A 21,354-nucleotide genomic window follows, 5' to 3' on the forward strand; every position below is an offset into this window, starting at 1 on the left:
GCTACTCCGGCAGCGGCTCGTCGCGGTACAGCGCCTCGAAGGTGTCCAGCGTGCGGTTGATGTCGTGCACGGCCACACCATCGAGCGAGGCATGCTGCATGCGCTCGTACTCGGCCGGATCCGCCGTGAGCACGTCGGTCAGCCGTGCGGCCAGCTCGTTCACGTTGCCGGGCTCGAAGAGGTAGCCGTTCTCGCCGTCGTGCACGAGGTGCGGCAGCGCGACCGCGTCCGCTGCGACGATCGGCAGCGCCGAAGCCATCGCCTCCATGGTCGCGATCGACTGCAGCTCGGCGATCGAGGCGATCACGAACAGCGAGGCGCGGCTGAGGACTGCCCGCAGCTCGGCATCGGTCGTGCGGCCGTGGAAGGTCACGCGATCCTGCAGGCCCAGCTGCTGGGTGAGCGACTCGAGCTGCTTGCGCTGGTCTCCGCCGCCGACGATGTCGAACGTCACGTCGAGAGCGGGATCCAGCTTGGTCATCGCCTTGAGGATGACCTCGACCTGCTTCTCGGCGGTCAGGCGGCCGACGAACACGATGCGGTTCTTCTCCCGCGGACCGATGACGGGCGTGTACTGCGTGCGGTCGATCCCGCAGCTGATCGGGATCACGCCCTCGACGTCGATCGTGCGCTCGAGGAAGTCCGCCGCGCGGCGGGTCGGCGTCGTGACGGCGCGGGTGAGCGCGAACGTGCGACCGGCGTCGGCCCAGGCGAGGCGCAGCACGATGTCGTCGACGAACTTGGGCATCGTGGTGTGGTCGAGGATGTTCTCGGCCATGACGTGGTTCGTGGCGATCACCGGGATGCCGCGCTGGTGCGCGATCCGTGACAGGCCGCGTCCGATCACGATGTGCGACTGGATGTGCACCACGTCGGGCTGCACCTCGTCGAGCACCTTCCTGGCGTAGTGCTTCGAGCGCCACGGCCACACGAAGCGCAGCCAGTCGTGCGGCGCCCAGCGCACCGACGGCAGCCGGTGCAGGGTCATCGCCTCGCCCTCGATCACCTCGATGTGAGGCTTCGCGGTGCGGTACGCCTGGTTGGGGGCGACGACGTGCACGTCGTGGCCGCGCTGCACGAGGCCGGCGGCGAGGCGCTCCGTGAACCGGGCGGCGCCGTTCACGTCGGGAGCGAAGGTGTCGGCACCGATGAGGATCCGCAGCGGGCGCGGCGCCGCGGCGGGCTCGGCTGCGGCGGACGCGGCGGTGTCGGAGGTGGCCTGCGGGCGATGGTCGCCGGGGGAAGTCACGTGATTGCTGCCTTTTGCTGGGCCGCGGTGCCGGCGAGCACCTCATCGGCCGCTCGAACCCCGCGGAGATGGCCTGGATCGGGCGCTGGCCACTCTACCGGAGGGGCCTGGGGATCCGAGGGAGGCGGATCCGGCATGGCCGCACCGCACGGCGGAGGGCCGGCCCGCAGAGCGCAGGCCGACCCTCCGCGCCGCTCAGGCGCCGAGCACGATCCTCTTGGCGTGGCCATGCCCGTCGAGGTCGAACTCGAGCGTGAGCGGCGACGTTCCGACGACTCGCACTCCGTCGTCGCCCTCGACCATGGTCGACTCCGTGACGCCGGCGAGCACGACCCGCGCCGTCGTCTGGGTGCGGCTCGGATCCGACAGCGCGACCGTGGTGCGTCCCGAATCGGTGCGCACGGCGACGGAGCACGGTCCCCCGACCGTCATGCCGTATGCGGGCGTCGTGCCCGACGGCGTCGCCTGGAAGAAGTTCGCGAGGACGAGACCCTGCCCCGCCACGCGGATCGCCTGCGCCTGCGCGTTGTTCGCGAGGACCTCGACGGTCGGCGACCCCGACTCCGCGAACGTCACCGAGTGCGCCACGTTCGGCAGCACCATGTAGGCATAGCCGCCGCCGGACGGGTTCGTGCCGTGGTGGTGCGTCACCGTGACGTAGTCGCGGTTCTTCACGTCGGTCGTGCCGCCTGTGTCGGATCCGGAGTTGATCGTCTGCCAGTCGCCGGAGCGCGGCACGACCTGCACATCGATCGCACCGGAGACGTTCTCGCCCTTGAGGAAGACGTATCCGCCGTGGCCCATGATGTGCACGTTGCGCTTGACCGTGATCGCCCCGTCGGCCGCGGTGAGGACGCGGTTGCGGTTGTCGGTGCGCACGTTCGGCACGGTTCCCTGCGCGAACGAGCGGTTGTCGATCGTGGTGAACACGTCGAACCCGGACGCCGACGCGATCGCGGATCCCAGGCACACGACCTTGTCGTCGAGGAAGAACCACGACTTGCGCGCACTGAGCGACTTGTCGAAGTTCAGGTGGTCCATGCCCTGCACACCCCAGCGCTCGTCGAGCGCGAGGCCGCCGCCGAACGCCTGGAACGCGCGCGGGATGCCCGTGCCATCCGTCGCGCCGTTCGCCCGCGGCGCCGCGGTGACGGTCGTGCCCGGCAGCCGGTACGGGTCGATCGTGGGCCAGAAGTCGGCGCTGTACTGGGCCGGATCCGCGGCGCTGTAGAAGAAGGTGAGCCCGTCACCCTGGTACCAGCCGAGGTTGTTCTCCCTGTTGCCCCATTCGTAGCGGCCGATCCGCTTCGAGGAGAGGTTGACGACGGCGCTGAAGCCGGGGCGGTGGTGCACGAGACGATCCTGGTCGCCGAACGCCTTCGTGTAGACGGGGGCGTCGGCCGGCGCTACCGAGCTGTCGCCGAGGATCGAGGTGACGAGCAGCGACTTCGCGACGGTCTGCGTGGGCAGCCCGTAGAGCTTCTCGTCGGTGCAGCGCTGCAGCCAGCCCTTCACGAGCGAGAGGTAGCGGGCGCGGTACGGCTCTCCCGCGCCCTGGGCGAGCAGCAGGATCGCGGTGATCGCCGCGGCGCCGTCGACGTAGTCGGGCTCCGCCTGACGCGACACCGCCCGGCCGCGGACGGCCTCCATCATGCGGCCGTTCCAGACGAACGGGGCGTAGGAGGCTTCGACCGCGTCCAGGACCACCGACTTCTTCGGATCCGTCACGTCCCAGTCGCTCCCGCCGAGGAGCCCCAGGATCTCGGCGATGCCGCCCAGCGTGACCACGCCGTAGGTGCCGACATAGGGCAGGTAGGTGTGCTGCACGAAGGATCCGTCGACGTAGAAGCCGTCGCCGCTCGTGACGTAGCCGAACACGCTGTTCTTCCCGGCGCGGACCGTGTCGCTGAGGGCGTCGCGTGCGAGTGCGATCTCGTCGGCGCGCCCGTCGAGGATCCCGCGCAGGGCGCAGGACAGCGCCTTGTCCGTGCGGTTGGCGCCCGTCTCGGCGAGGCTCGTGCCGCGACCGCGCCAGTTCGGGTCGGGCGTGAAGTAACGCGCGGCGGCCAGGAGCGACGTGCGCACATCGGCCGGGACGACGTCGTGCAGCAGGATGCAGATGTCGGCCGCCTTGCGGGGCACGCCGATCTCCCAGAACCACCAGTTGCCGACCGGGGATTTGCCCGCCTTGTAGACGTTCGCGCTGAGCCAGGTCAGGGCATCCACGAGATCGGCAGCGAGTGCGGCATCGCCGTGCTGGGCGCACCCCGCGGTGGCGTACGCGAGGGCGAGGTCGAAGATCCGGTTGAAGGTGACGCCCATGTTCCCGGACAGCACGGTGCCGCTCACGCCGGAGAGCGGCAGGTCGCTCCAGATCCCGGGGGACGCCGCGGGGCGCACCATCGCGTTCCAGGACGCGGCCGCCGCGTCGCTCATGCCGCTCAGCACACCGGCGAGCTCGGGGACGGATGCCGCGCTGCCGTCGCCGGCGAGCATGATCGCGCGGCGCTGGACGAGCACCGCGAGCGGATCTTCGGCGGCGGCCCTGACGCCGGGCAGCGTGCGGGCACTCGCGGATTCGCCGGCGACGGCGACGAGAGCGCCGGCTCCGAGCAGTCCGAGCAGGGCGCGGCGGTTCATTTCGAGGGGGGACATCATCGGCCTCCGGGTGGTTCGGGGAAGGATTCGCGCACCATGGTATGCGCTTTCCCAACCGAATAGTAGAGGCGGTGTACATATTTCGTCGCGGGGCGGACGCACGGCTGACCCCCACTTTCGCCCCCTACGCTCTGAGCATGCGCCTGCTCGCCGACGCCGACCCCGCACGCTGGATCCCCGTGACCGGATCCCTGGGCCTGCACGGCCGCCGTCACCGCAAGGCGGCGATCCGGATGCTGCTCGGTCAGGCCGGCGCGGCTGTCGGCGCCGAGTCCCGCCCTTCGACAGGCTCAGGGACCGGCGGACGATGGCATTTCGGCGCCTGGGCACTCAGCCAGGCGGCGCCCTTCCTCATGCGCAAGGCCGACGGGCGCGTACTGGTGTGGACCTGGAAGGCGGAGCCCGAGCTCATCGTGGCCATGGCGAGCGCGCAGGAGCTCACCCCGCAGGTGCGCACCGCCCGCGCGATGATGCCCATGGAGTACGACGACACCGAGGAGTTCCGCAACCCCTACCTCGGCGCGGGCGAGAAACTCGTGGTGCCGCTCCCGCAGCCCGGCCCCTCCGGGCAGACGGCCCCGCCGTTCGCGACCTACACCTGGGACACCGGCACGCACCTCATCACGCTGCAGGCCGTGTGCGGCGATCGGGAGCGGTTCGGCACGGTGATCTCCGCCGTGGACGAGATCGCCCGCACGCTGCGCACCGCCGACGACCTCGCGGTCGGCGAGGCGGGTCCGGTGCTGCGGCTGCCGCCGGCCTGACCCGGTCGGCTGAACGCGCCCGCGGCGAGAAACCAGATCCGGCCCGAGACACCAGCGCTGCCGTGGTGTCTCGTGCAGGAAGTGGTTTCTCGCGGGAGCCGCGCGCCCACAGGGCCGTCAGCGGCCGGCGTGGAGAGCCGCGGCGAGGCCGTTCAGGCGGAGGGCCGTGGCGCCGCGCAGGTGCGGGAAGTCGTCACCTCCGTCGCCCGTGCGGGTCAGGAACGCGACCTGCTCGGTCCAGGTCAGGACGCAGCCGGCGCCGTCGGCGGCGAACAGGACAGTCGCCAGCGACGCCCACCGCGGCAGGTCGTCCACCGTCGAGGTGTAGGAGAACACGATCCTGCGATCGGGGACGATGTCGAGGTAGTCGGAGTGGTAGGCGAGGCATTCCGGTGCGATGCCGGGGAGCACGAACGTGCTGGTGGCGTCCGCGCCTCCGCCGACGCGGAACTCGTGACGATCGGCCTCCCGCGCGCCGGGCAGGCGGAACCAGCGTCGACGGGTCGTGTCGTCGGCGAATGCGGCGAACACCGCCTCGGGCGCCGCGTCGATGTGGCGCTCGATGGTGAAGGAGTCGTGACGCACATCGAGGGCGCTGGTCGTCGACCGCGTCACGGCATCGCCGCGGGTCTGGGCTGGGCTGGCATGTCGTCTCCATCGATCGGGGCGTCGAGCAGTTGCTCTCCGAAGGAAACACACGAACGCGGCGATGATTCCGCGCACCACCCGCGAGAAACCAGATCCAGCCCGAGACACCAGCGCTGCCGTGGCGTCTCGTGCAGGAAGTGGTTTCTCGCGGATCGGGCGCAACTCGGGGCGCGCTCTCAGGCGAGCCCGCGTTCGTCGAGCCAGGCCCGCGCGACGGCCTTCGGGGCGCGCAGCAGCCACGTGTCGGCGAGGAGCTCGCCGAGGTGGTCGGGGGCGATCGCGTCGAGCTGCAGCAGTACGGCCGGGTAGCCCGCGAAGTGCGGGATCGTGAAGAAGACCCCCGGATCCGCGGCCACGAGCTCTCCGGCGAGGGCGACCGTCTCGGTGCGCACCGCGAGCACCGCTCCGTCGGGCCAGGACCGGCCGAGCTCGGCGAGCTGGCGCCGATCCGTCTGCGACGGTCCGCGCATCCACGCGATCTGGCCGCCGTTGCAGCGCCAGGCGGCTTCGCCGGTGTGCCCGCCGACCTTCTCCTCGACGCCGGGCAGCGCGAGGGCCAGAGCACGGACGTCGTCGATCGTCGCCATGGATCCGATCCTCCCCCGCCCGCGCTCCGCCCTCAAGGGCTGTGACGGATGCACGGACCGGCGACGGATGCAGGATCCCTGCGCCGGATCCGTCGTGCATCCGTCGCGGGGCCCTGCATCCGTCGCCCGCATTCAGGCGCCGCGACGGTACTCCAGCAGCGTCACGCCCGAGTCGAACGCCGTGGCGGCGGTGCGGGTGAACGCCGCAGGGGCGTAGCCGCTCCGCCCGAACAGCGGGATCCCGTCACCGAACAGCACGGGGTTGACCTTCAGCACCAGGCGGTCGATCTCGCCGCCGAGCGATGCGGCGAGCGCGCCGCCGCCGCACAGCCAGATGCCGTCGCCGTCCTCGGCCTTGAGGTCGCGCACCACGTCGATCGGGTCGCGGTCCGTGAAATCGAGGCCGTCGACCGGATCCGGATCCCGTCGGGTGAAGACCACTTGACGCAGGTGACCGTACGGGCTGGGCATCGCGGGCAGGCCGACCGCGTAGGTGTTCCAGCCCATCAGGACCGTGTCGAACGTCGAGCGATCCTGCACGATGCCCAGCGCCTCCGCGAACGAGGTGGGGATCGCATCGGCGAAGCGGGTGTTGATCGCCGTCATGTGGTCGCCTTCGAAGACGAACGCGTCGAACTGGCCCTCGGGCCCCGCGATGAAGCCGTCCAGGCTGACGGCGACGTAATAAGTGAGCTCGCGCATAGATCCTCCGCTCTTCGGGCACCATCCACAACAGGTGCAGTGATTGGAGACTACAACAGATGTTGTGGTTGCGCTATTCTGAGGGCATGGCCAAGAACGAAGCACGCCGGAGCGCCCTGGCCGATGCCGGCATCGCGGTGCTGGCGCGGGAAGGGTCACGCGGACTCACCCATCGCGCGGTCGACGACGAGGCCGGCGTGCCGACCGGCACGGCGTCGAACTACTTCCGCAGCAGGGAGGCGCTGATCGCCGGTTTGTTCCAGCGCATCGGGGAGCGCCTCGCCCCCACGCCGGACGACCTCGCGCGGCGCGCGGTGCAGACGCCGAGTCCCGCGCTGTTCGCCGACTACCTGCGCGACATCGTGCGCCGCCTGCTCGGCGAGCGCGAGGTCACCCTCGCCCTGTTCGAGCTGCGGCTCGAGGCGGCACGGCGACCAGAGCTCGCCGCGGCGCTCGAGGAGTGGCAGCACGCGGGCTTCGAGGGCGACGTCGCCTTCAACTCGGCGGCGGGACTCCCGGGCGGCCGCGCGGAGATCGCGCTGTTCCACTACGCGATCGAAGGTCTCGTCTTCGACCGGCTCACATCGTCGATCGACCCCGGGACGCCGACCGACGACGTGGTCGACGCCCTGGTCGCGGGGCTGCTGCCACGAGCCTGACCCGTCGTCGCGGTTCACCTGCAGGATCCGGGCACGGATGCACGACCGGATCGCCGGATCCGTCGTGCATCCGTATCGGGATCGTGCATCCGTCCCGCCATGGGCCAGCATCCGCCCGGGCGGCGCCGGCGCGGGTCACACGTTCACGTCCCCCACGAGGTTGACCCTGATGCCCATGCCGTCGAGCATCGCGGCCTTGGCGACGAGCGCCTTGTCCGCGGTCTCGGCGTCGGGGGCGTAGACGAGCTGGGCGTGGTTGGCCTTGTGCCGGGCCATGAACTGGTCGCGGCTCTGCCCGTGCAGCACGACGTGCGCGATCGGCCACTCCGGGTTCGTGGCGTCCTTGCGGCGCTGCGTCTCCTCGGCGGGGAGCTCCACGACCGTGCCGCGGAACACGTCCGCCTGCAGCACCCCCTCGGCGATGAAGATGCGCGAGAGCACGACCTCGCCGGGCTTCGAGACCCCGTTGATCGTGGCGCCGCCGGCGGGGAAGAACACGTGCCCCTGACGCCAGCCCTCCGCCCTGTCCCAGCCGCCGAGGTGCGAGGCGGGGACGGATCCGGAGATCTCGTAGACCCACACGAACTCGCCGTCGTAGTCCTCGCCCCAGCGCACGTCGTGAAGTGTGTTGTCCGGCACGAGCCCCATGGCCCGCCACACCCGGTCGGTCACCAGCGCGTCGACCGCGACGCCCTCGTCGGCCTCGTTGAAGTGCGGGAACGCGCGCCCCTCGTGCAGGATCCGGGATCCGTCGCGCGAGGTCACCGGCGGACGCTCGGTGGAGTTCAGGATCCCTTCCGCGAGATCCGACGCGGGGACCAGATCCTTGAGGCCCTGCTGGTACTGGATCCCAACAGCGTCCAGGCCGAAGTCGTCGGCGATGCGGAGGGCGGCGATGTACATCTTCAACTGCCACTGCACCTGGTCGCGGGTGAGCTCGGTCGCGGCATCCTCGCCGTACACGAACGTCATGCCGTGCGCGATGAGCCAGTCGTAGGCGGCGTCGGCCTCGGCATCGGCGACCTCGAGCATCTCCGCGTACAGCGCCGACTGCGACAGGCGCTCCTTGTAGATGCCAGTGGCGTTCAGCAGCTCGTCGTCGAAGATCGCGTTGTACATGCCCATGCAGCCCTCGTCGAAGACGCCGATGATGGCCTTGTCCGCGCGCAGCTGGGCGGCGAGCGCCTCGCCGAGCTGCCGCTCCGGGCCCTCGGGCAGCGCCGGCAGCGCCCGCACGTGCGAGGCGTCGTGCGTGATGCCGCCGGTCTCGGTCCACTCCTTGAGGCCCTGCCGGAACCAGTCGTCGGAGAAGTCGACCGACCAGATCGTCGAATAGGGCTTCCCCATCTTCGTGAGCCCGGCGTTCAGACCGAGGAGGCCCACGAGGCCGGGCCAGTCGGGCGCGAAGTTGGCCGTGGTGAGGATCGGACCGCGGTGCGTGCGCAGACCCGCGAGCACATGGTGCGAGTACTGCCAATTCGCGGTCGCGACGATGAGCGGCGCGTCCTCGGGGATCGCCGTGAACACCTCCATGCCCATGCGCTGGCTCGAGATGTAGCCGTGGCCCGTCTTCGGATCCACGCCGAAGGGCCGGATGACCGTCCAGCCGAGGTCCTCGAAGGCCGCGGTGACGGCCGTCTCTGTCGCCTCCTGCACCGGCCATCCCGCGACGTTCGCCGACTCGCGGAGGTCGCCGGAGGTGATCAGATAGGCGGTCTTCGGCGCAGAGGCGGGGCGCTCGGTCGGCGCGGGGATGGCGTAGGTCATGAGTTACTCCGGTTGCGGGTGGATGGCCCTTCGACGAGCTCAGGGACCGGGATGGGGACGGAAGTGTCAGGGACCGGGATGGGGAACGAACGGATCTCGCCGCCGTCGAGGCGCAGGTCGCGCGCGAGGACCGTGCCGTGCAGGCGCAGTTCGGCGAGGTCGAGCCGGCCGCCGTCGAGATGGAGCAGGAGACGGTCGGCATCGATCTCGACGCGCCCCCAGCCGGTGCCGGTGGTGAACAGGAAGCGCTGCACCTCGTCGTCAGCGAACGCTCCCGCGACCGGTGCGACGGACAGCGCGCGGGCGGGGGCGTCCCACTGCGCGCCGCTCGCCGCGAGCAGCAGCGCCCAGGACGCGAGCGAGCGCGCATAGTGGTTGCCGCACTCGATCTCGTTCCACGGATTGCGGTGCGCCCCGTCGTAGCGGGCGCGCAGAGTGCGCTCGACGAGCAGTGCGTCGTCGACCCGTCCCGCGTAGAGCAGGGTCGCCGCGACCTGATGCTCGATCCCGGTCCACACCTCGTCGGAGTAGACGAACGGGATCGCCGGCCTGCCGCCGCGCGGCCACGACGCGAGCAGCAGCCCGCCCTCGTCGTTCAGGGCGTACACGCGCTGCGTGCTCTCGTGCGCGGACAGGTCCGCACGGTGGTTGTGCGACACGATCGCGGCGAGCGCGCTGTCGAGGTGTTCCTGCGGCAGCAGCGGGCCGAGCCCGTTCACGAAGGCGTGGAACTGTCCGAGCAGCTGGTCCGACAGCACCCCGTCCCCGTACTGATAGCGGTGCGCGTCGACGTCGTCGATCACCTGCCGGTAGTACTCGCCGTCGAACAGCACATCGTCCATCGCGGCGGCCACGTGATCGGCGCGAGCCGCCCAGTCGCGGGCGCGCTCCGCCTCGCCGAGGTGCGCCGCCATGCGGGACCCGGCGCGGAGCGCGGCGAGGTAGATCCCGTTGGCGAGCGGGTCGATTCCGTGGAACTCGATGTCGTAGGTGTTGTGCAGCTCGCCGTCCAGGAGGCCGTCGCCGTCGCGGTCCCATTCGCGGGTCGCGTGCTCGAGGGTGCGCACGGCGGCGGGCCAGAGCTCGCGCAGGAATGCGTCGTCGCCCGAGAACCGCCATTCCCGATGCAGCCGCAGGAACGTGCCGAGCTGCCCGTCGACGGCGGGCCCCATGAACCAGGGCGAGGATCCGAGGATCCGGTTGCCGCGGAACTTCTGCGCGCCGTCCCCGTCGGTCTCGAGCAGGAACTCCGGGCGGCGGGCGCTGCGCTCGAGCGCGGGGAACAGCCAGGCGACCGTCTGCGCATACGACCAGACGTGCGTGCAGGTGCCCTCGCAGGAGCCGCCGTGGTCGAAGGATCCCTCCCACGCGGCGAACACCGGCCCCTCCCCCATGACCGGGTTCGGCGACTCCAGGACGAAGCAGGTGGTGGAGCGCACCGCGGCGAGGTTCGCCCCGGCGGCTTCGGCGAGCACGGGATCCAGAGTGCCGCCGTACAGAGCCTCGACGAAGGCGTCGGTGGCCGCCTCGAGCGAGGGGAGTTCGCGGTGCAGGTGGGCCGCGGCGGCCCAGGCATCGGGCCAGAGCGTCGCGTAGTGGTTGCGCACGATCGGCGATAGCGCCGGATCCGTCGGCTCGTCGTCGAGGATGATGTGCCCGTGCCAGCCGCGCCGCCGGTTCGGGAACGACCAGCTCAGCACGAACTCGAAGTCGCGAGCCTCGCCGGGCGCGAGCGTGTGCACGATCCCGAGGGATCCGGTGCGCAGCCGGGGCAGCTTCGCGAGCATCTCCTCCTCGGTGAGCGGCCGCGCCGCCGGATCAGCGCCCTGTTCCGCGAACAGGCCTCGCGGCCGGTCCTCGAGCGTGAGGCGCGGCTCGGCGTCGAGCAGCCCGTCGGCCGTGAGATCGCTCCAGAACATGCGGGCGCCGTCGGGCCAGTAGCTCGTGACCCACTGCGGCTTGACCGTGGTGGACGGGTCGGTCGTGGTGAGGCTGAGCGTGCCGTAGCCCGGATCGTCCTCGGACAGGTCGATGCCGAAGTCGAGGCCGCGCACATCCCCGTCGTCGCGCCAGCGCACGGTCTGCGTGCCGCGCATCCCCCAGGGCGCGTCCGGCCCGGGTTCGCCGCGGCCGGCCGTGTGCGAGACGCTGCCGGCGACCGTCACCGCGACCGGCACGTCGCCGGGGTTCGCGACCCGGTAGCGCAGCACGGCCCCTGGGATGCCGGAGGCGTCGGCGTCGAGCGGCACGAGCGGGGTGAAGGCGTGCAGCGACACCTCGACCGGAAGCACGCGGTCGGCGAAGTCGATGTCGACCACTGGGTACTCGCCGTGCATCGTGGCCGCGTCGAGTCGCGGGAGACCCGCGAGGTCGTCGAACGAGAACCCGGCATCGAGGTCGCGCCGGCCCGTCACCCGCGCCTCGAGCACCCGGGTGACCGGATCCGCCCCCTCTGGCGCCGCGTGGATCGCGAAGAAGGTGCGGGGATTGCGGCGGTCCTTGTCGGGATGATTCTCCAGCTCCCAGTCGCGCAGCTCACCGCGGGCGCCGAGCGACACGTTGCCGGTGCCGATGCCGCCGAGGAGGAACGCCGCACGCTCGGCGGTGTGCGGGATGGGACGGGCGCGGCGCGTCATGCGGGCGTCTCCTTCTCGTCATCGGCCCGCTGCTGCGCGGCGAGCTCGTGCACGACCTCGGCCGTGCCCGCGTAGAGCCGCAGGTAGCGATCGAACAGCGTGTCGTAGACCGCGCCGAGGGCGGGATCCGGCGCGATCGTCGTGACGACCGGGTTCCAGTCCGCGATCGCCGGGGCGGGGTCGGAGACGGCGCCCGCGGCGAGGAAGGCCGCGCCGTAGCTCGCGCCGACCGTCACCCGCGGCACCTCCTGCACGAGGCCCGTGACGTCCGACACGATCTGCAGCCAGAGCCGCCCCTGCGTGCCGCCGCCCACCGCCACGATCCGCCGGATGTCCGCGCCCGCATCGCGCATGGTCTGCACGTTGTGCCGCACCCCGAGCGCCGTGGCCTCGAGCGCCGCCCGGTACAGGTCGCCGCGGCCGTGCGCGAGGGTGAGGCCGGCGATCACGCCGCGCGCGTCCGGATCCTGGATCGGCGTGCGCTCCCCCGCGAAGTACGGCAGCAGCACGAGGCCGCGGGCACCGGCTCCCGAGGCCTCGGCCTCGGCCAGCAGCTCGGGGTAGTCGGCTCCGGTGAGGTCCTTCAACCATGCCGTGAGGGCGCCGGACGTCGACAGTCCGCCGGCGAGGTTGCGGGTGCCGGCGAAAGCACCGGCCGTGGTCCACATCGAGGGCGTGCGGAGCGTCTCCTCCCCCGTCGCGACGCCGCGGGTGAAGACCATGAACATGGTGGTCCCGTACATGAGCATGAGGTCACCCGCGCCGTGCGCGCCGACGCTGACGGCCTCGCTCCAGGCATCGATCGTGCCGGCGATCACGGGCGTGCCCTCGGGGATCCCGGTGAGCGCCGCGGCCTCGCCCGCCACAGTGCCGGCGACGTCGCCCGCCCAGAGCAGGGCGGGCTGTTCGAGGGGCGCGGCGTACCGCTGCCACCATTCGTCGTGCCACTGCTCCCGATCGATGTCGTAGAGGGGCGAGACCTGGCTCGCGGACTGGTGGTCCAGCACATAGGCGCCGGTGAGCCGGTGCGCGAGCCAGGAGGCCGGCATGAAGATCCGGCGGGCGCGGATCCACGCCGCCGGATCCTCCTCCTGGATCCAGAGGATCTTCGGGCCCCCGGCCTGGGAGGTGAGCGTTGATCCGCCCACGCGCGTGATCGCCTCGACCCCGAGGTCGGCCGTCATCCGCGCGATCTGCTCCCCCGCGCGGGTGTCGACGCCGTAGAGGATCGCGGGGCGCACGGGCTCGCCGTCCTGGTCGGCCAGGAGGACACAGGGCCCCATACCGCTCACCCCGACCGCGGCGACCTCGGCATCCGGCACGGCGGCGAGCAGTTCGCGGGACAGCGCGACGAACTCGTCCCACCAGATCCCGCCGTCCATCTCGACCCAGCCGGTGCGCGGACGGCTCACGTCATGCGCCCGCGTCGCCTGGGCGAGGATCGCGCCGCCGGCGTCGACCAGGACGCCCTTGCTGCTCGAGGTGCCGATGTCGACACCGATGGTGCATCGCACGCGCATCCTCCTCGATCGCTCGTCCTGACCGGACGGCGATCACACTACGCGAAATCGATTTCAAGCGCAATCGGCTTGCAATCACTCCACACAGCTCGGAATCTGCGGCGGCTTTCCACCGATTCCGTGAAACCGATCCACCCCCGCGCAGGGGATGACAAGCTCGGCGGAACCGAAGAGAATGGAGGCATGGACATGACCGAACCGCAGGTGTGGACCCTGATCGGGGTCTTCGCGGCGATCATGCTCGGCGGAATGACGCTGATGACGACACTGCTCACCCGTGTGGTGCGGTCCGAGATCGGGCGCCTCGAGGTGAAGTTCGACGCGCTTGATCGTGAGGTCTCGAACCTCGCGCGCCGTCTCTGGCACGACTCCGAGTAGAGCTCAGCGCGAGACGGTCGCGGCCTGGATCTCGTTGCGGAGCACGATCGTGCGCGCGGGCTGGTCGTCGCCGCCGATCCGGTCCAGCAGCATGCGCGCCGCGGTCACGCCCATGTGCCGCGCGGGAAGGCGCACCACCGTGACCACGCTCGGCGACAGGGTCGTGAAGGGCAGCGAGCCCACGACCGCGACGCCCATGGCCGGCGGAGTCAGGCCGTGCTCTGTGAGCACCTGGATCGCTCCCACGCCGATGAGGTTGTTGCCCGCGACCACGGCGTCCGGAGGCTCGGGGAGGGCCAGCAGCTCCTCCATGGCCTCGCGCCCGCCGTCCACCCGGAAGGAGGAGAACCGCAGGAGGTCGGGATCCGAGGCAAGACCGTGCGCCGCAAGGGCGGTCCGCCAGCCGTCCACGCGCTCCACCGCGGTCTCGATGTGCTCGGGTCCCGCGATGTGCGCGATGCGGGTGTATCCGGCCCCGATCAGCTGCTCGGTCGCACTGCGCCCGGCATCGCGGTTCGCCATCACGACGCCGTCGATGTCGTAGCCGGTGCCGCGGTCGACGGCGACAACTGGACGCCCCGCCGCCATGATCTCCTCGAGACTGGTGCGGTCCGACGCCGCCGCGAGGATCACGCCCGACATGTGTTCGGCGATCGCGATCCGCAGGTAGGTCTGCTCCTTCTCGACCTGCGCGTCGGAGTTGCACAGCACCACCGAGAAGCCGGCCTCGGAGGCGACGTCCTCGACGCCGCGCGCCATCTCGGTGAAGTAGGGGTTCTCGATGTCGGGGATCACCAGGGCGATCACCTCGGAGCTCTGCCGGCGCAGGGTGCGAGCGGTGCGGTTCGGGAAGAACTTCAGCTGTGCGGCCGCCTGGCGCACGGCCGCGACCTTCTCCTCGGAGACTCCGACGCCGTTGAACACGCGCGACACCGTCGCCGGGGACACCCCCGCGAGCCGCGCCACGTCATAGATGGTCGCCATCTCGCCCCCTCCGTTGTCCGTCAGGACACACTACCGCGATGAAATCGATTGCAACAGTCGGGAGGAATCGGTAGGGTGGCCGCACGCGCTGCCACGACCTGCGCGCGGATCCGCCCCACAGACACGAGGATGTGCCCCCGCCATGACTCTTCCCGACCTGTCGTCCCTGTCCGCCCTGCGGACCGTGCAGACCCGGTCCATCTCGCCGGAGAACTTCGACGGCGCCGTCGGCGGCGGCGGACGTGCCACGGAGGGCACGGGCGCGGACTGCGCGCGCGACCTCGGCCCGGGCTGGAAGATCTCGCCGAGCGTCGACATCAAAGCCGGCGAGACGTTCGATCTCGCCGCGATCGAGGGCGCGGGCAAGATCACCCACATCTGGATCACGACGCACACCGACAACTGGCGCACGCTCATCCTGCGCGCCTACTGGGACGGCGCATCGGACCCCGCCGTCGAGGTGCCCTACGGCGACTTCTTCTGCAACGGCTGGGGCGTCTTCGCGCAGGTGAACTCGCAGGTGATCGCCGCGAACCCGCACGGCGGTTTCAACTCCTACTGGCCCATGCCGTTCCGGGACGGCGCCCGCCTCACGATCGAGAACACCTCGGTCGTCGACGTGCGGGTGTACTACCAGGTGACCTATGAGGTCGGCGGGGACTACTCCCGCGACGGATACTTCCACGCCCAGTGGCGCCGTTCCGACCCGCTCGAAGAGCTCGTGCCGCACACGATCCTGGAGGGGATCGAGGGGCAGGGGCAGTACGTCGGCACCTACATCGCGTGGGGCGTGAACTCCAACGGGTGGTGGGGCGAGGGCGAGATCAAGTTCTACCTCGACGACGACACCGACTACCCGACGATCTGCGGCACCGGCACGGAGGACTACTTCGGCGGCGCCTGGAACTTCGACATCCCCGGCCAGGGCTACACCGCCTTCTCGACGCCGTATCTGGGCATGCCCCAGGTGATCCGCCCCGACGGGCTCTACGTCTCGCAGCAGCGCTTCGGCATGTACCGCTGGCATCTGGCCGATCCGATCCACTTCTCCACCGGGATCCCGAAGGTCGACATCCAGGCGCTCGGGTGGCGCAGCGGATGGCGCTACCTGCCCCTGCGCGACGACATCGCCTCCACCGCGCTGTTCTACCTGGACCGCCCGACGGCCCGCCGCCCGAAGGCGCCCGCTGCCTCCGACATGGAGGTGCACCTAGGAACGGCCCCGGTGCCGGACCTGGGATCCGCTCCGCCGCGCGCACCGCGCGGCTGATGCCGTCGCGGGCGAGGGCCGCCCGGCGACGCCCCGAAAGGAGAGGGCGATGAAGCCCCTGACGAAGATCACGGCCGGCGCCGCGATCGCCTCCCTCGCCGTCGTCGCCTTCGCGACCGCGGCGGCGCCTCCGCCCGCGGTCGCCACGACCGCGACCACGCCGGCGACCGTGGTCGAGAAGCTCACGGGGCCGGATGCGCCGAACAACACCTGGGGCCGGTGGGACGTGAAGTCCACCGACCTCGGGATCATGTGGGACGACGGATCCGGCCACGTCCTCACCGCCTTCGGCGACACGTTCGGCAATTCCTGGACCGGACCGGGCGGCGGCGCACCGCCGAACGGCAACTGGCGCAGCAACGTGCTGCTGCGCTCGAGCGACGCGGATCTCGCCGACGGCATGCTCTTCGATCACGCCGCACAGGATCCGCAGGGGATCGCGAAGCAGATCATCCCCTCGAAGAAGATCAACGGCGACGAGATCACGGTGATCCCCACGAGCGGCATCTCGGTCGGCAGCCGCCAGTACCTCGGCTTCATGTCGGTGCGGCAATGGGGCCCGCCCGGCATGTGGGACACCAATCACGCGGGCATCGCGTACTCCGACGACGACGGCGAGACCTGGACCGTCTCCGACACCCGCTGGGAGAACCCCGACGGCCACGACCCGTTCCAGATGCAGGCGTACGTGCAGAAGGGCGGCACGATCTACGTCTTCGGCACGCAGAACGGGCGCAACGGCCCTGCCTCGGTCGCGAAGGTGCCGGCGCAGAAGCTGCTCGACAAGGGGTCCTACCGGTACTGGGACGGCTCGTCGTGGAGCAAGGACGAGTCCGCCGCGAAGCCCGTGCTCGACGCGCCGATGAGCGAGATGTCCGTGCGGTGGGACAGCTACAGCAAGCGGTTCCTGATGATGACGCTCTCCGGCGAGGACATCATCCTGCGGACGGCGACCAGCCCCGAGGGCCCGTGGACGCCGGCGCAGACCGTGGCGAGCTCGACGGACTATCCGGCGCTCTACGGCGGCTACTTCCACCCCTGGAGCAAGGACGGCGAGATCTACTTCACGATGTCGCAATGGAATCCGTACAACGTGTATCTGATGCACCTGCGCATCGACCGCAACGGCACGATCATCGATCCCAACCTCGTCTCGGATCCGAGCTTCGAGCGGGCGACGGCGCTGGGCGACGGCACGAACGGCACCTGGGGAGCGAAGCCCAACTCGGGCATCGACGACGCCCCAGCCGCGGGCTTCACCGGCGACCACCGCGTGTTCGTCCGCTACGACGACGGGTGGCGCGACATCTGGCAGGACGTGTCGGTGCAGCCGCACACGAGATATCAGCTGACCGGATTCCTCCGCACCTCGGTGAACAGCGACAACGGCTACTTCGGCGCGCGCACGGTCGACGGCACCGTGATCGCGGAGGCGCATTTCGTCTCGGTGGGGGCGTGGACGCGCTTCACGGTGACGTTCGACTCCGGGGATCGCGATCAGGTGCAGCTCTACGGCGGAGTCTGGACGAACAGCGGAGACATCTGGATGCAGATGGACGATGTCGCGCTCGTCCGAGCGCCCTGACTCCGACGCCGCCGCGGCACACCTGCACGGCGCGGACACGGATGCACGACGCGATCAGCGGATCCGTCGTGCATCCGTGTCGCGATCGTGCATCCGTCGCAGAGGCGGATCCGGGCTCAGGCCAGAGCGCGCACGGGTCCGCGCAGCACGGCGCGGTCGAGCCCGTACCGGCCGGCGCCGGTGAAGGCGAGGGCCAGCGCGCCGGCGCCGAGCACGGCCGCGAACTCCCAGCCGCCGTCGCCGACCCAGATGCCGTTGCCCAGGTGCACGAGCACGATGGCGCCGACCATGTCCGCGGCCAGCAGCACGCCGACCGGACGCGTGAACAGGCCGGCGATGAGCAGGATCCCTCCGATGAGCTCGAGGAACGCGATCACGGGTCCGGCGATCTCCGGCAGCGGGGCGCCCATGCCCGCGAAGGCCTGCACGGTGCCGGGCAGGGTGAACTCGAAGACCTTCTGCGCACCGTGCGCGGCGAAGACGCCGCCCATCACGAGGCGCAGGACCAGGAGTCCGAGAGAGGCGGCGGGCTTCGTGGTGTTCGTCATTCCGGACAGCTCCTTCGTGGCAGGACACCGCGGCGAGCGCGGCTCGGGGCATCCGCCCCGGTCTTCCACGCTACGGAGCCGAGCCTGTCATGTTTCTGAACACGAGACGGATATTGCGCGTTCGGCACATGTCCGTGCCGTCCGGATCAAGAGGTCGGGATGACCAGGATCGGCTCGCTCGTGGGCTTCCCCGTCGGTGATCCGCCCGCCGGCTCGACCGTGACGGCGATCGCATCGCCCGCGTGCATGGCGCCCTTCAGCTGCGCCGTGGTCACTCCCTGCGCCGCCTCGAACACTCCGGCCGAGACCGGGGTGCTGCCGCGGACGAACCACAGCTCGTAGGTCTGCGTGGCCTCCAGCCGCCCGAGTCTGTCCGCCACCAGCACTGCGGTGCCCATCGACGCGGACCAGTGCGCCGTGGCCTTGCCGCCTTCGGGCAGCGACACGGTCTTCTCCGCCGCGTCCGGCGCGCTCTCGATCCGGTCGAGCGCGACCACGGCGGCGGGGCGGAGCAGCTGCGGGATGACCACGGAGGCGCCCACGCCGAGTCCGACGAGCAGCACGAGACCGGCGGCGAGTCCGAAGAGCAGTCGCCGCGGCCGGCGGATCGACGGCGCAGCGGTTCCGGCGCCCGCGGACGCACCCGCACGCGGCGCCTCCTCGGAGGACGCTTCCACCGCGCTCTCCGCCTCGTCGTCGCCCTGCTCCTGCGACGTCACCGCGATGCGGGCGAGGAGCGCGTCGCGGATTCCGGGCGGCGGCGCGACGGCAGGGACGCCCTCGGCGAGCAGCGCAGCCGTTCCGGCGTCGTCGTCGGCGACCGCCGTCCAATCCGGGTGCTCGGCCAGAGCGGCGCGGAAGCGCTGCTCGTCCGCCGCGGACAGCGCGCCGAGGCTGTGGCCGGCCGCCAGTTCTGCGAACTCCGACTCGTTCATGCGTTCACCCCCCAGTGCGCCCGCAGGCGCGTGAGTCCGTCTCTCATCCGGGTCTTCACCGTTCCCAGCGGCGAGCCCGTGATCGTGGCGATCTCGCTCTGCGAGTATCCGCCGTAGTAGGCCAGCACGAGTGCCTCGCGCTGCGGTTCCGGGAGCGCGGAGAGGGCGTCGACGATCCGCTCCGCATCGATCGACAGCTCCGCCTGCTCTGCCACGCTGTCGTGCGCGACGTCGAGATCCCGGGCACCGGCACGGACATCGCGGTCCGCGCTCGCCTGCGAGGACCGCACCCGGTCGATCGCACGGCGGTGGGCGATCGTCAGGATCCAGGTCCTTCCCCGTCCCCGGTCGGCGGTGAAGTGCGAGGCGGTCTGCCAGATCTCCAGGAACACCTCCTGCAGCACCTCCTCGCTCTGGGACCGGTTCACCAGAACGCGGAGGATGAGGCCGAAGACGCGCGACGACAGCAGGTCGTAGAGATCGGCGAACGCCGCCTGGTCCCCGCCGGCGATGCGCGTCAGCAGGGCGGACGCGGGGTCGTCGCCGCCGTCCCGCTCCACGTGCTCTCTGTCGTCGATCACCATCGTGTCCAGCATGCCTCACCTCCCGGTCCTCCTGTATCGCAACGCGCGTCGCTGCCCCGGCGTCCGTCCTCACCCGAAGGTGAACGAGTACGCCTGCACGCCGGCGGGAACGGTCACGGTGAGGGTGCCCTGATGCGAGGAGGACCCGGTGCGCAGCGCGTAGGACCGCGGCGTCCCGCTGACGGCGATCGTCTTCATCGCGCCCTCGTCGTCCCGGACCGTGATCTCACCGCTTCCCGCGAGCACCATCCGCACCTCGGTCGCGTGGTAGCGCAGCCTGACCTGTGCCGGCACGTCCGCCGGGGTCGCGTACTGCGTCTGCACGTCCCAGGCGCCGTCCAGCGCGAAGCTGTCCTCGGGCTGGACGGACGGCAGGGCGAAGTCCGTCGTGCCGGCGCGGTACGCCGCCCCTGCCCCGAAGTTCACCGCCTTGGTCGCACCGAGGAACGTCTCCCGCGTCGTGGATCCGGCCTTCGGCGTGCGGTCGGCGACCTCGGTCTGCTTCGGCAGCTCGACCCGGGGATCCGCCTGCTGCAGCAGCTCGCGGATCAGCCGCTCCGTGGTGGCGTAGTCGCCCTCGCCGAAGGAGATGTGCCGCACGACGCCCTTCGCGTCGATGAGGTAGTGCGCCGGCCAGTAGCGATTGCGGTAGGCGGTCCAGGTCGCGAGCGAATTGTCCAGGGCCACCGGATAGTCGATGCCGAAATCCCGCGCCCCCGCGGCCACGTTGCCCGGATCCTTCTCGAACGCGTACTCGGGCGAGTGCACGCCGATCACCTGCAGCCCCGCGGCGGAGTAGGCCTTGTCCCAGGCGACGACGTGGGGGATCGAACGCTGGCAGTTGATGCACGAATACGCCCAGAAGTCGATCAGCACGACCTTGCCGCGCAGGCTCTTCAGATCGATCGGCGCCCCTCCGGGGGTGTTCAGCCACTGCTGGATCCCTCGGATCTGCGGTGCCGTCCCGCAGCTCTGCAGCGGGGTCGCATCGTTCGTGCACTTGTCCAGGTCCCGGTTCTCATCGGTCACGAGGCCCCCGAGCCCGAGCGCGCCGCCCTGCGGCGAGTTCGCCAGCCCCTGCTGGAACCCTGCGGTGTAGTCCGGCACCAGGCGCTGGAGCATCTGCGGCACGTTGAAGACCAGGCCGATCGCGAGCGCGATCATCGCGACGCCGGCCGTGATCCGCAGGCCGCGCTCGCGGTTGCGGAACGCGCGGATCCGCTGGATCACTCCGCGGCCGGCCAGCGCGAAGACCAGCAGCGGGAGCGCGACTCCCACCGCGAACGAGACGGTGAGGACCACGGTGTCCCAGCCGATCCTCCCCGTCGCGCCCGCGACGATGATCGCGGCGAGCACGGGACCGGCGCACGGCACGAAGACGGCTCCGAGTGCGAGACCGACACCGAACCCGCTCCCCCGGTTCTCCACGTTCCTGCGCGGCAGCCATTGGAACGGCTTCTCGAGCAACTGCTCGAACCGCGGAACGATGAGGCCGATGCCGAGGACGACGAGCACCGCGATCCCGGCCCAGCGGATCACGTCCTGCGGTAGATGCAGCAGGCCGAGCAGGAGGGATCCGACCAGGGTGACGAGCGAGAAACTCAGCACCAGCCCCGCGATCACCAGGAACGGCCGACTGCGGCGTGCAGGGAGGACTTCGCCCTCGCCCGCTCCGTCGCGCGCCGACGGGGTCCCTCCCGTGAGGAAGATGACCGGCAGCACGGGCAGGATGCAGGGCGAGATGCCCGTGATGAGCCCGCCCAGCACTCCGATGATGACTAGGTCCATGTGCCCGCCTTCCGTCGCCGGTAGTTCGGACGAGAGGCCGGAACGGATTGGTTTCCGCCGGGACGGACGACGGATCGGATCCGCTCCCATCC

General features: G+C 70.7%; 18 protein-coding genes. 5 read left to right on the top strand and 13 right to left on the bottom strand.

The window, feature by feature from the left end; all coding sequences use genetic code 11:
* Position 1: 1 nt before the first annotated feature.
* Positions 2 to 1,162, bottom strand: coding sequence for a glycosyltransferase (locus CQ044_RS10665; protein WP_258133267.1), 1,161 nt, complete (start codon positions 1,160 to 1,162; stop codon positions 2 to 4).
* 282 nt (positions 1,163 to 1,444) lie between these two features.
* Positions 1,445 to 3,889, bottom strand: a complete 2,445-nt coding sequence (locus CQ044_RS10670) for a polysaccharide lyase 8 family protein (protein WP_105688457.1) — start codon at positions 3,887 to 3,889, stop codon at positions 1,445 to 1,447.
* A gap of 155 nt (positions 3,890 to 4,044) precedes the next feature.
* Between CQ044_RS10670 and CQ044_RS10675 the strand changes: the two genes are divergently transcribed.
* Positions 4,045 to 4,671 (top strand): hypothetical protein, encoded by a 627-nt coding sequence (locus CQ044_RS10675; protein ID WP_105688458.1) that lies wholly within the window; start codon positions 4,045 to 4,047, stop codon positions 4,669 to 4,671.
* Positions 4,672 to 4,788: 117 nt separating this feature from the next.
* Here CQ044_RS10675 and CQ044_RS10680 read toward each other — a convergent pair whose 3' ends face one another.
* The 3 genes from CQ044_RS10680 to CQ044_RS10690 all read right to left on the bottom strand — a co-directional run bounded on the left by CQ044_RS10680 (position 4,789) and on the right by CQ044_RS10690 (position 6,608).
* Positions 4,789 to 5,286: an SRPBCC family protein gene (locus tag CQ044_RS10680; protein WP_258133257.1), complete on the bottom strand. Its 498-nt coding sequence runs from the start codon at positions 5,284 to 5,286 to the stop codon at positions 4,789 to 4,791.
* A 209-nt stretch (positions 5,287 to 5,495) separates the two neighbouring features.
* Positions 5,496 to 5,906, bottom strand: a complete 411-nt coding sequence (locus tag CQ044_RS10685; RefSeq protein WP_105688459.1) for an MmcQ/YjbR family DNA-binding protein — start codon at positions 5,904 to 5,906, stop codon at positions 5,496 to 5,498.
* Positions 5,907 to 6,038: 132 nt separating this feature from the next.
* Positions 6,039 to 6,608, bottom strand: coding sequence for a dihydrofolate reductase family protein (locus CQ044_RS10690; RefSeq protein WP_105688460.1), 570 nt, complete (start codon positions 6,606 to 6,608; stop codon positions 6,039 to 6,041).
* Positions 6,609 to 6,694: 86 nt separating this feature from the next.
* Here CQ044_RS10690 and CQ044_RS10695 point away from each other — a divergent pair, with 86 nt between their 5' ends.
* Positions 6,695 to 7,267, top strand: a complete 573-nt coding sequence (locus CQ044_RS10695; RefSeq protein ID WP_105688461.1) for a TetR/AcrR family transcriptional regulator — start codon at positions 6,695 to 6,697, stop codon at positions 7,265 to 7,267.
* A 135-nt stretch (positions 7,268 to 7,402) separates the two neighbouring features.
* Here CQ044_RS10695 and CQ044_RS10700 read toward each other — a convergent pair whose 3' ends face one another.
* From CQ044_RS10700 to CQ044_RS10710, 3 genes are read right to left on the bottom strand one after another with little or no spacing between them, the layout of a single operon-like run.
* On the bottom strand, positions 7,403 to 9,034 hold the full coding sequence (locus CQ044_RS10700) for a fucose isomerase (protein ID WP_105688462.1): 1,632 nt from the start codon (positions 9,032 to 9,034) through the stop codon (positions 7,403 to 7,405).
* On the bottom strand, positions 9,031 to 11,670 hold the full coding sequence (locus tag CQ044_RS10705; protein ID WP_105688463.1) for a GH116 family glycosyl-hydrolase: 2,640 nt from the start codon (positions 11,668 to 11,670) through the stop codon (positions 9,031 to 9,033). Before CQ044_RS10705 ends, CQ044_RS10700 begins: the two co-directional genes overlap by 4 nt.
* Positions 11,667 to 13,190, bottom strand: coding sequence for an FGGY-family carbohydrate kinase (locus CQ044_RS10710; protein ID WP_105688464.1), 1,524 nt, complete (start codon positions 13,188 to 13,190; stop codon positions 11,667 to 11,669). The genes CQ044_RS10705 and CQ044_RS10710 overlap by 4 nt, the downstream gene beginning before the upstream one ends.
* A 183-nt stretch (positions 13,191 to 13,373) precedes the next feature.
* On the opposite strand from CQ044_RS10710, the gene CQ044_RS10715 reads away from it, so the two are divergent.
* Positions 13,374 to 13,568, top strand: coding sequence for a hypothetical protein (locus CQ044_RS10715; RefSeq protein ID WP_105688465.1), 195 nt, complete (start codon positions 13,374 to 13,376; stop codon positions 13,566 to 13,568).
* 3 nt (positions 13,569 to 13,571) lie between these two features.
* Here the strand turns inward: CQ044_RS10715 and CQ044_RS10720 are convergent, their stop codons facing one another.
* A complete protein-coding gene (locus CQ044_RS10720; protein ID WP_105688466.1) occupies positions 13,572 to 14,552 on the bottom strand; it encodes a LacI family DNA-binding transcriptional regulator in 981 nt (326 codons plus the stop codon).
* A 142-nt stretch (positions 14,553 to 14,694) separates the two neighbouring features.
* On the opposite strand from CQ044_RS10720, the gene CQ044_RS10725 reads away from it, so the two are divergent.
* Both CQ044_RS10725 and CQ044_RS10730 read left to right on the top strand, forming a co-directional pair.
* Entirely contained in the window at positions 14,695 to 15,822 is a 1,128-nt protein-coding gene (locus CQ044_RS10725) for a glycoside hydrolase family 172 protein (protein WP_105688467.1), read from the top strand.
* Positions 15,823 to 15,871: 49 nt separating this feature from the next.
* The gene (locus CQ044_RS10730) at positions 15,872 to 17,407 is read left to right on the top strand and encodes a DUF4185 domain-containing protein (protein ID WP_105688468.1); all 1,536 of its coding nucleotides are present in this window, start codon (positions 15,872 to 15,874) and stop codon (positions 17,405 to 17,407) included.
* Positions 17,408 to 17,523: 116 nt separating this feature from the next.
* Here CQ044_RS10730 and CQ044_RS10735 read toward each other — a convergent pair whose 3' ends face one another.
* The 4 genes from CQ044_RS10735 to CQ044_RS10750 all read right to left on the bottom strand — a co-directional run bounded on the left by CQ044_RS10735 (position 17,524) and on the right by CQ044_RS10750 (position 21,262).
* On the bottom strand, positions 17,524 to 17,955 hold the full coding sequence (locus CQ044_RS10735; RefSeq protein ID WP_045270945.1) for a DoxX family protein: 432 nt from the start codon (positions 17,953 to 17,955) through the stop codon (positions 17,524 to 17,526).
* A gap of 146 nt (positions 17,956 to 18,101) precedes the next feature.
* Positions 18,102 to 18,890: an anti-sigma factor domain-containing protein gene (locus CQ044_RS10740; protein WP_105688469.1), complete on the bottom strand. Its 789-nt coding sequence runs from the start codon at positions 18,888 to 18,890 to the stop codon at positions 18,102 to 18,104.
* Positions 18,887 to 19,486 (bottom strand): ECF RNA polymerase sigma factor SigK, encoded by a 600-nt coding sequence (gene sigK / locus CQ044_RS10745; protein WP_105688470.1) that lies wholly within the window; start codon positions 19,484 to 19,486, stop codon positions 18,887 to 18,889. The genes CQ044_RS10740 and sigK overlap by 4 nt, the downstream gene beginning before the upstream one ends.
* 57 nt (positions 19,487 to 19,543) lie before the next feature.
* The gene (locus CQ044_RS10750) at positions 19,544 to 21,262 is read right to left on the bottom strand and encodes a cytochrome c biogenesis protein DipZ (protein ID WP_105688471.1); all 1,719 of its coding nucleotides are present in this window, start codon (positions 21,260 to 21,262) and stop codon (positions 19,544 to 19,546) included.
* Positions 21,263 to 21,354 lie beyond the last annotated feature (92 nt).

It is taken from the genome of Microbacterium sp. MYb64 (genome assembly GCF_002979495.1).
GTDB classification, from domain to species: Bacteria; Actinomycetota; Actinomycetes; order Actinomycetales; family Microbacteriaceae; genus Microbacterium; species Microbacterium azadirachtae_A.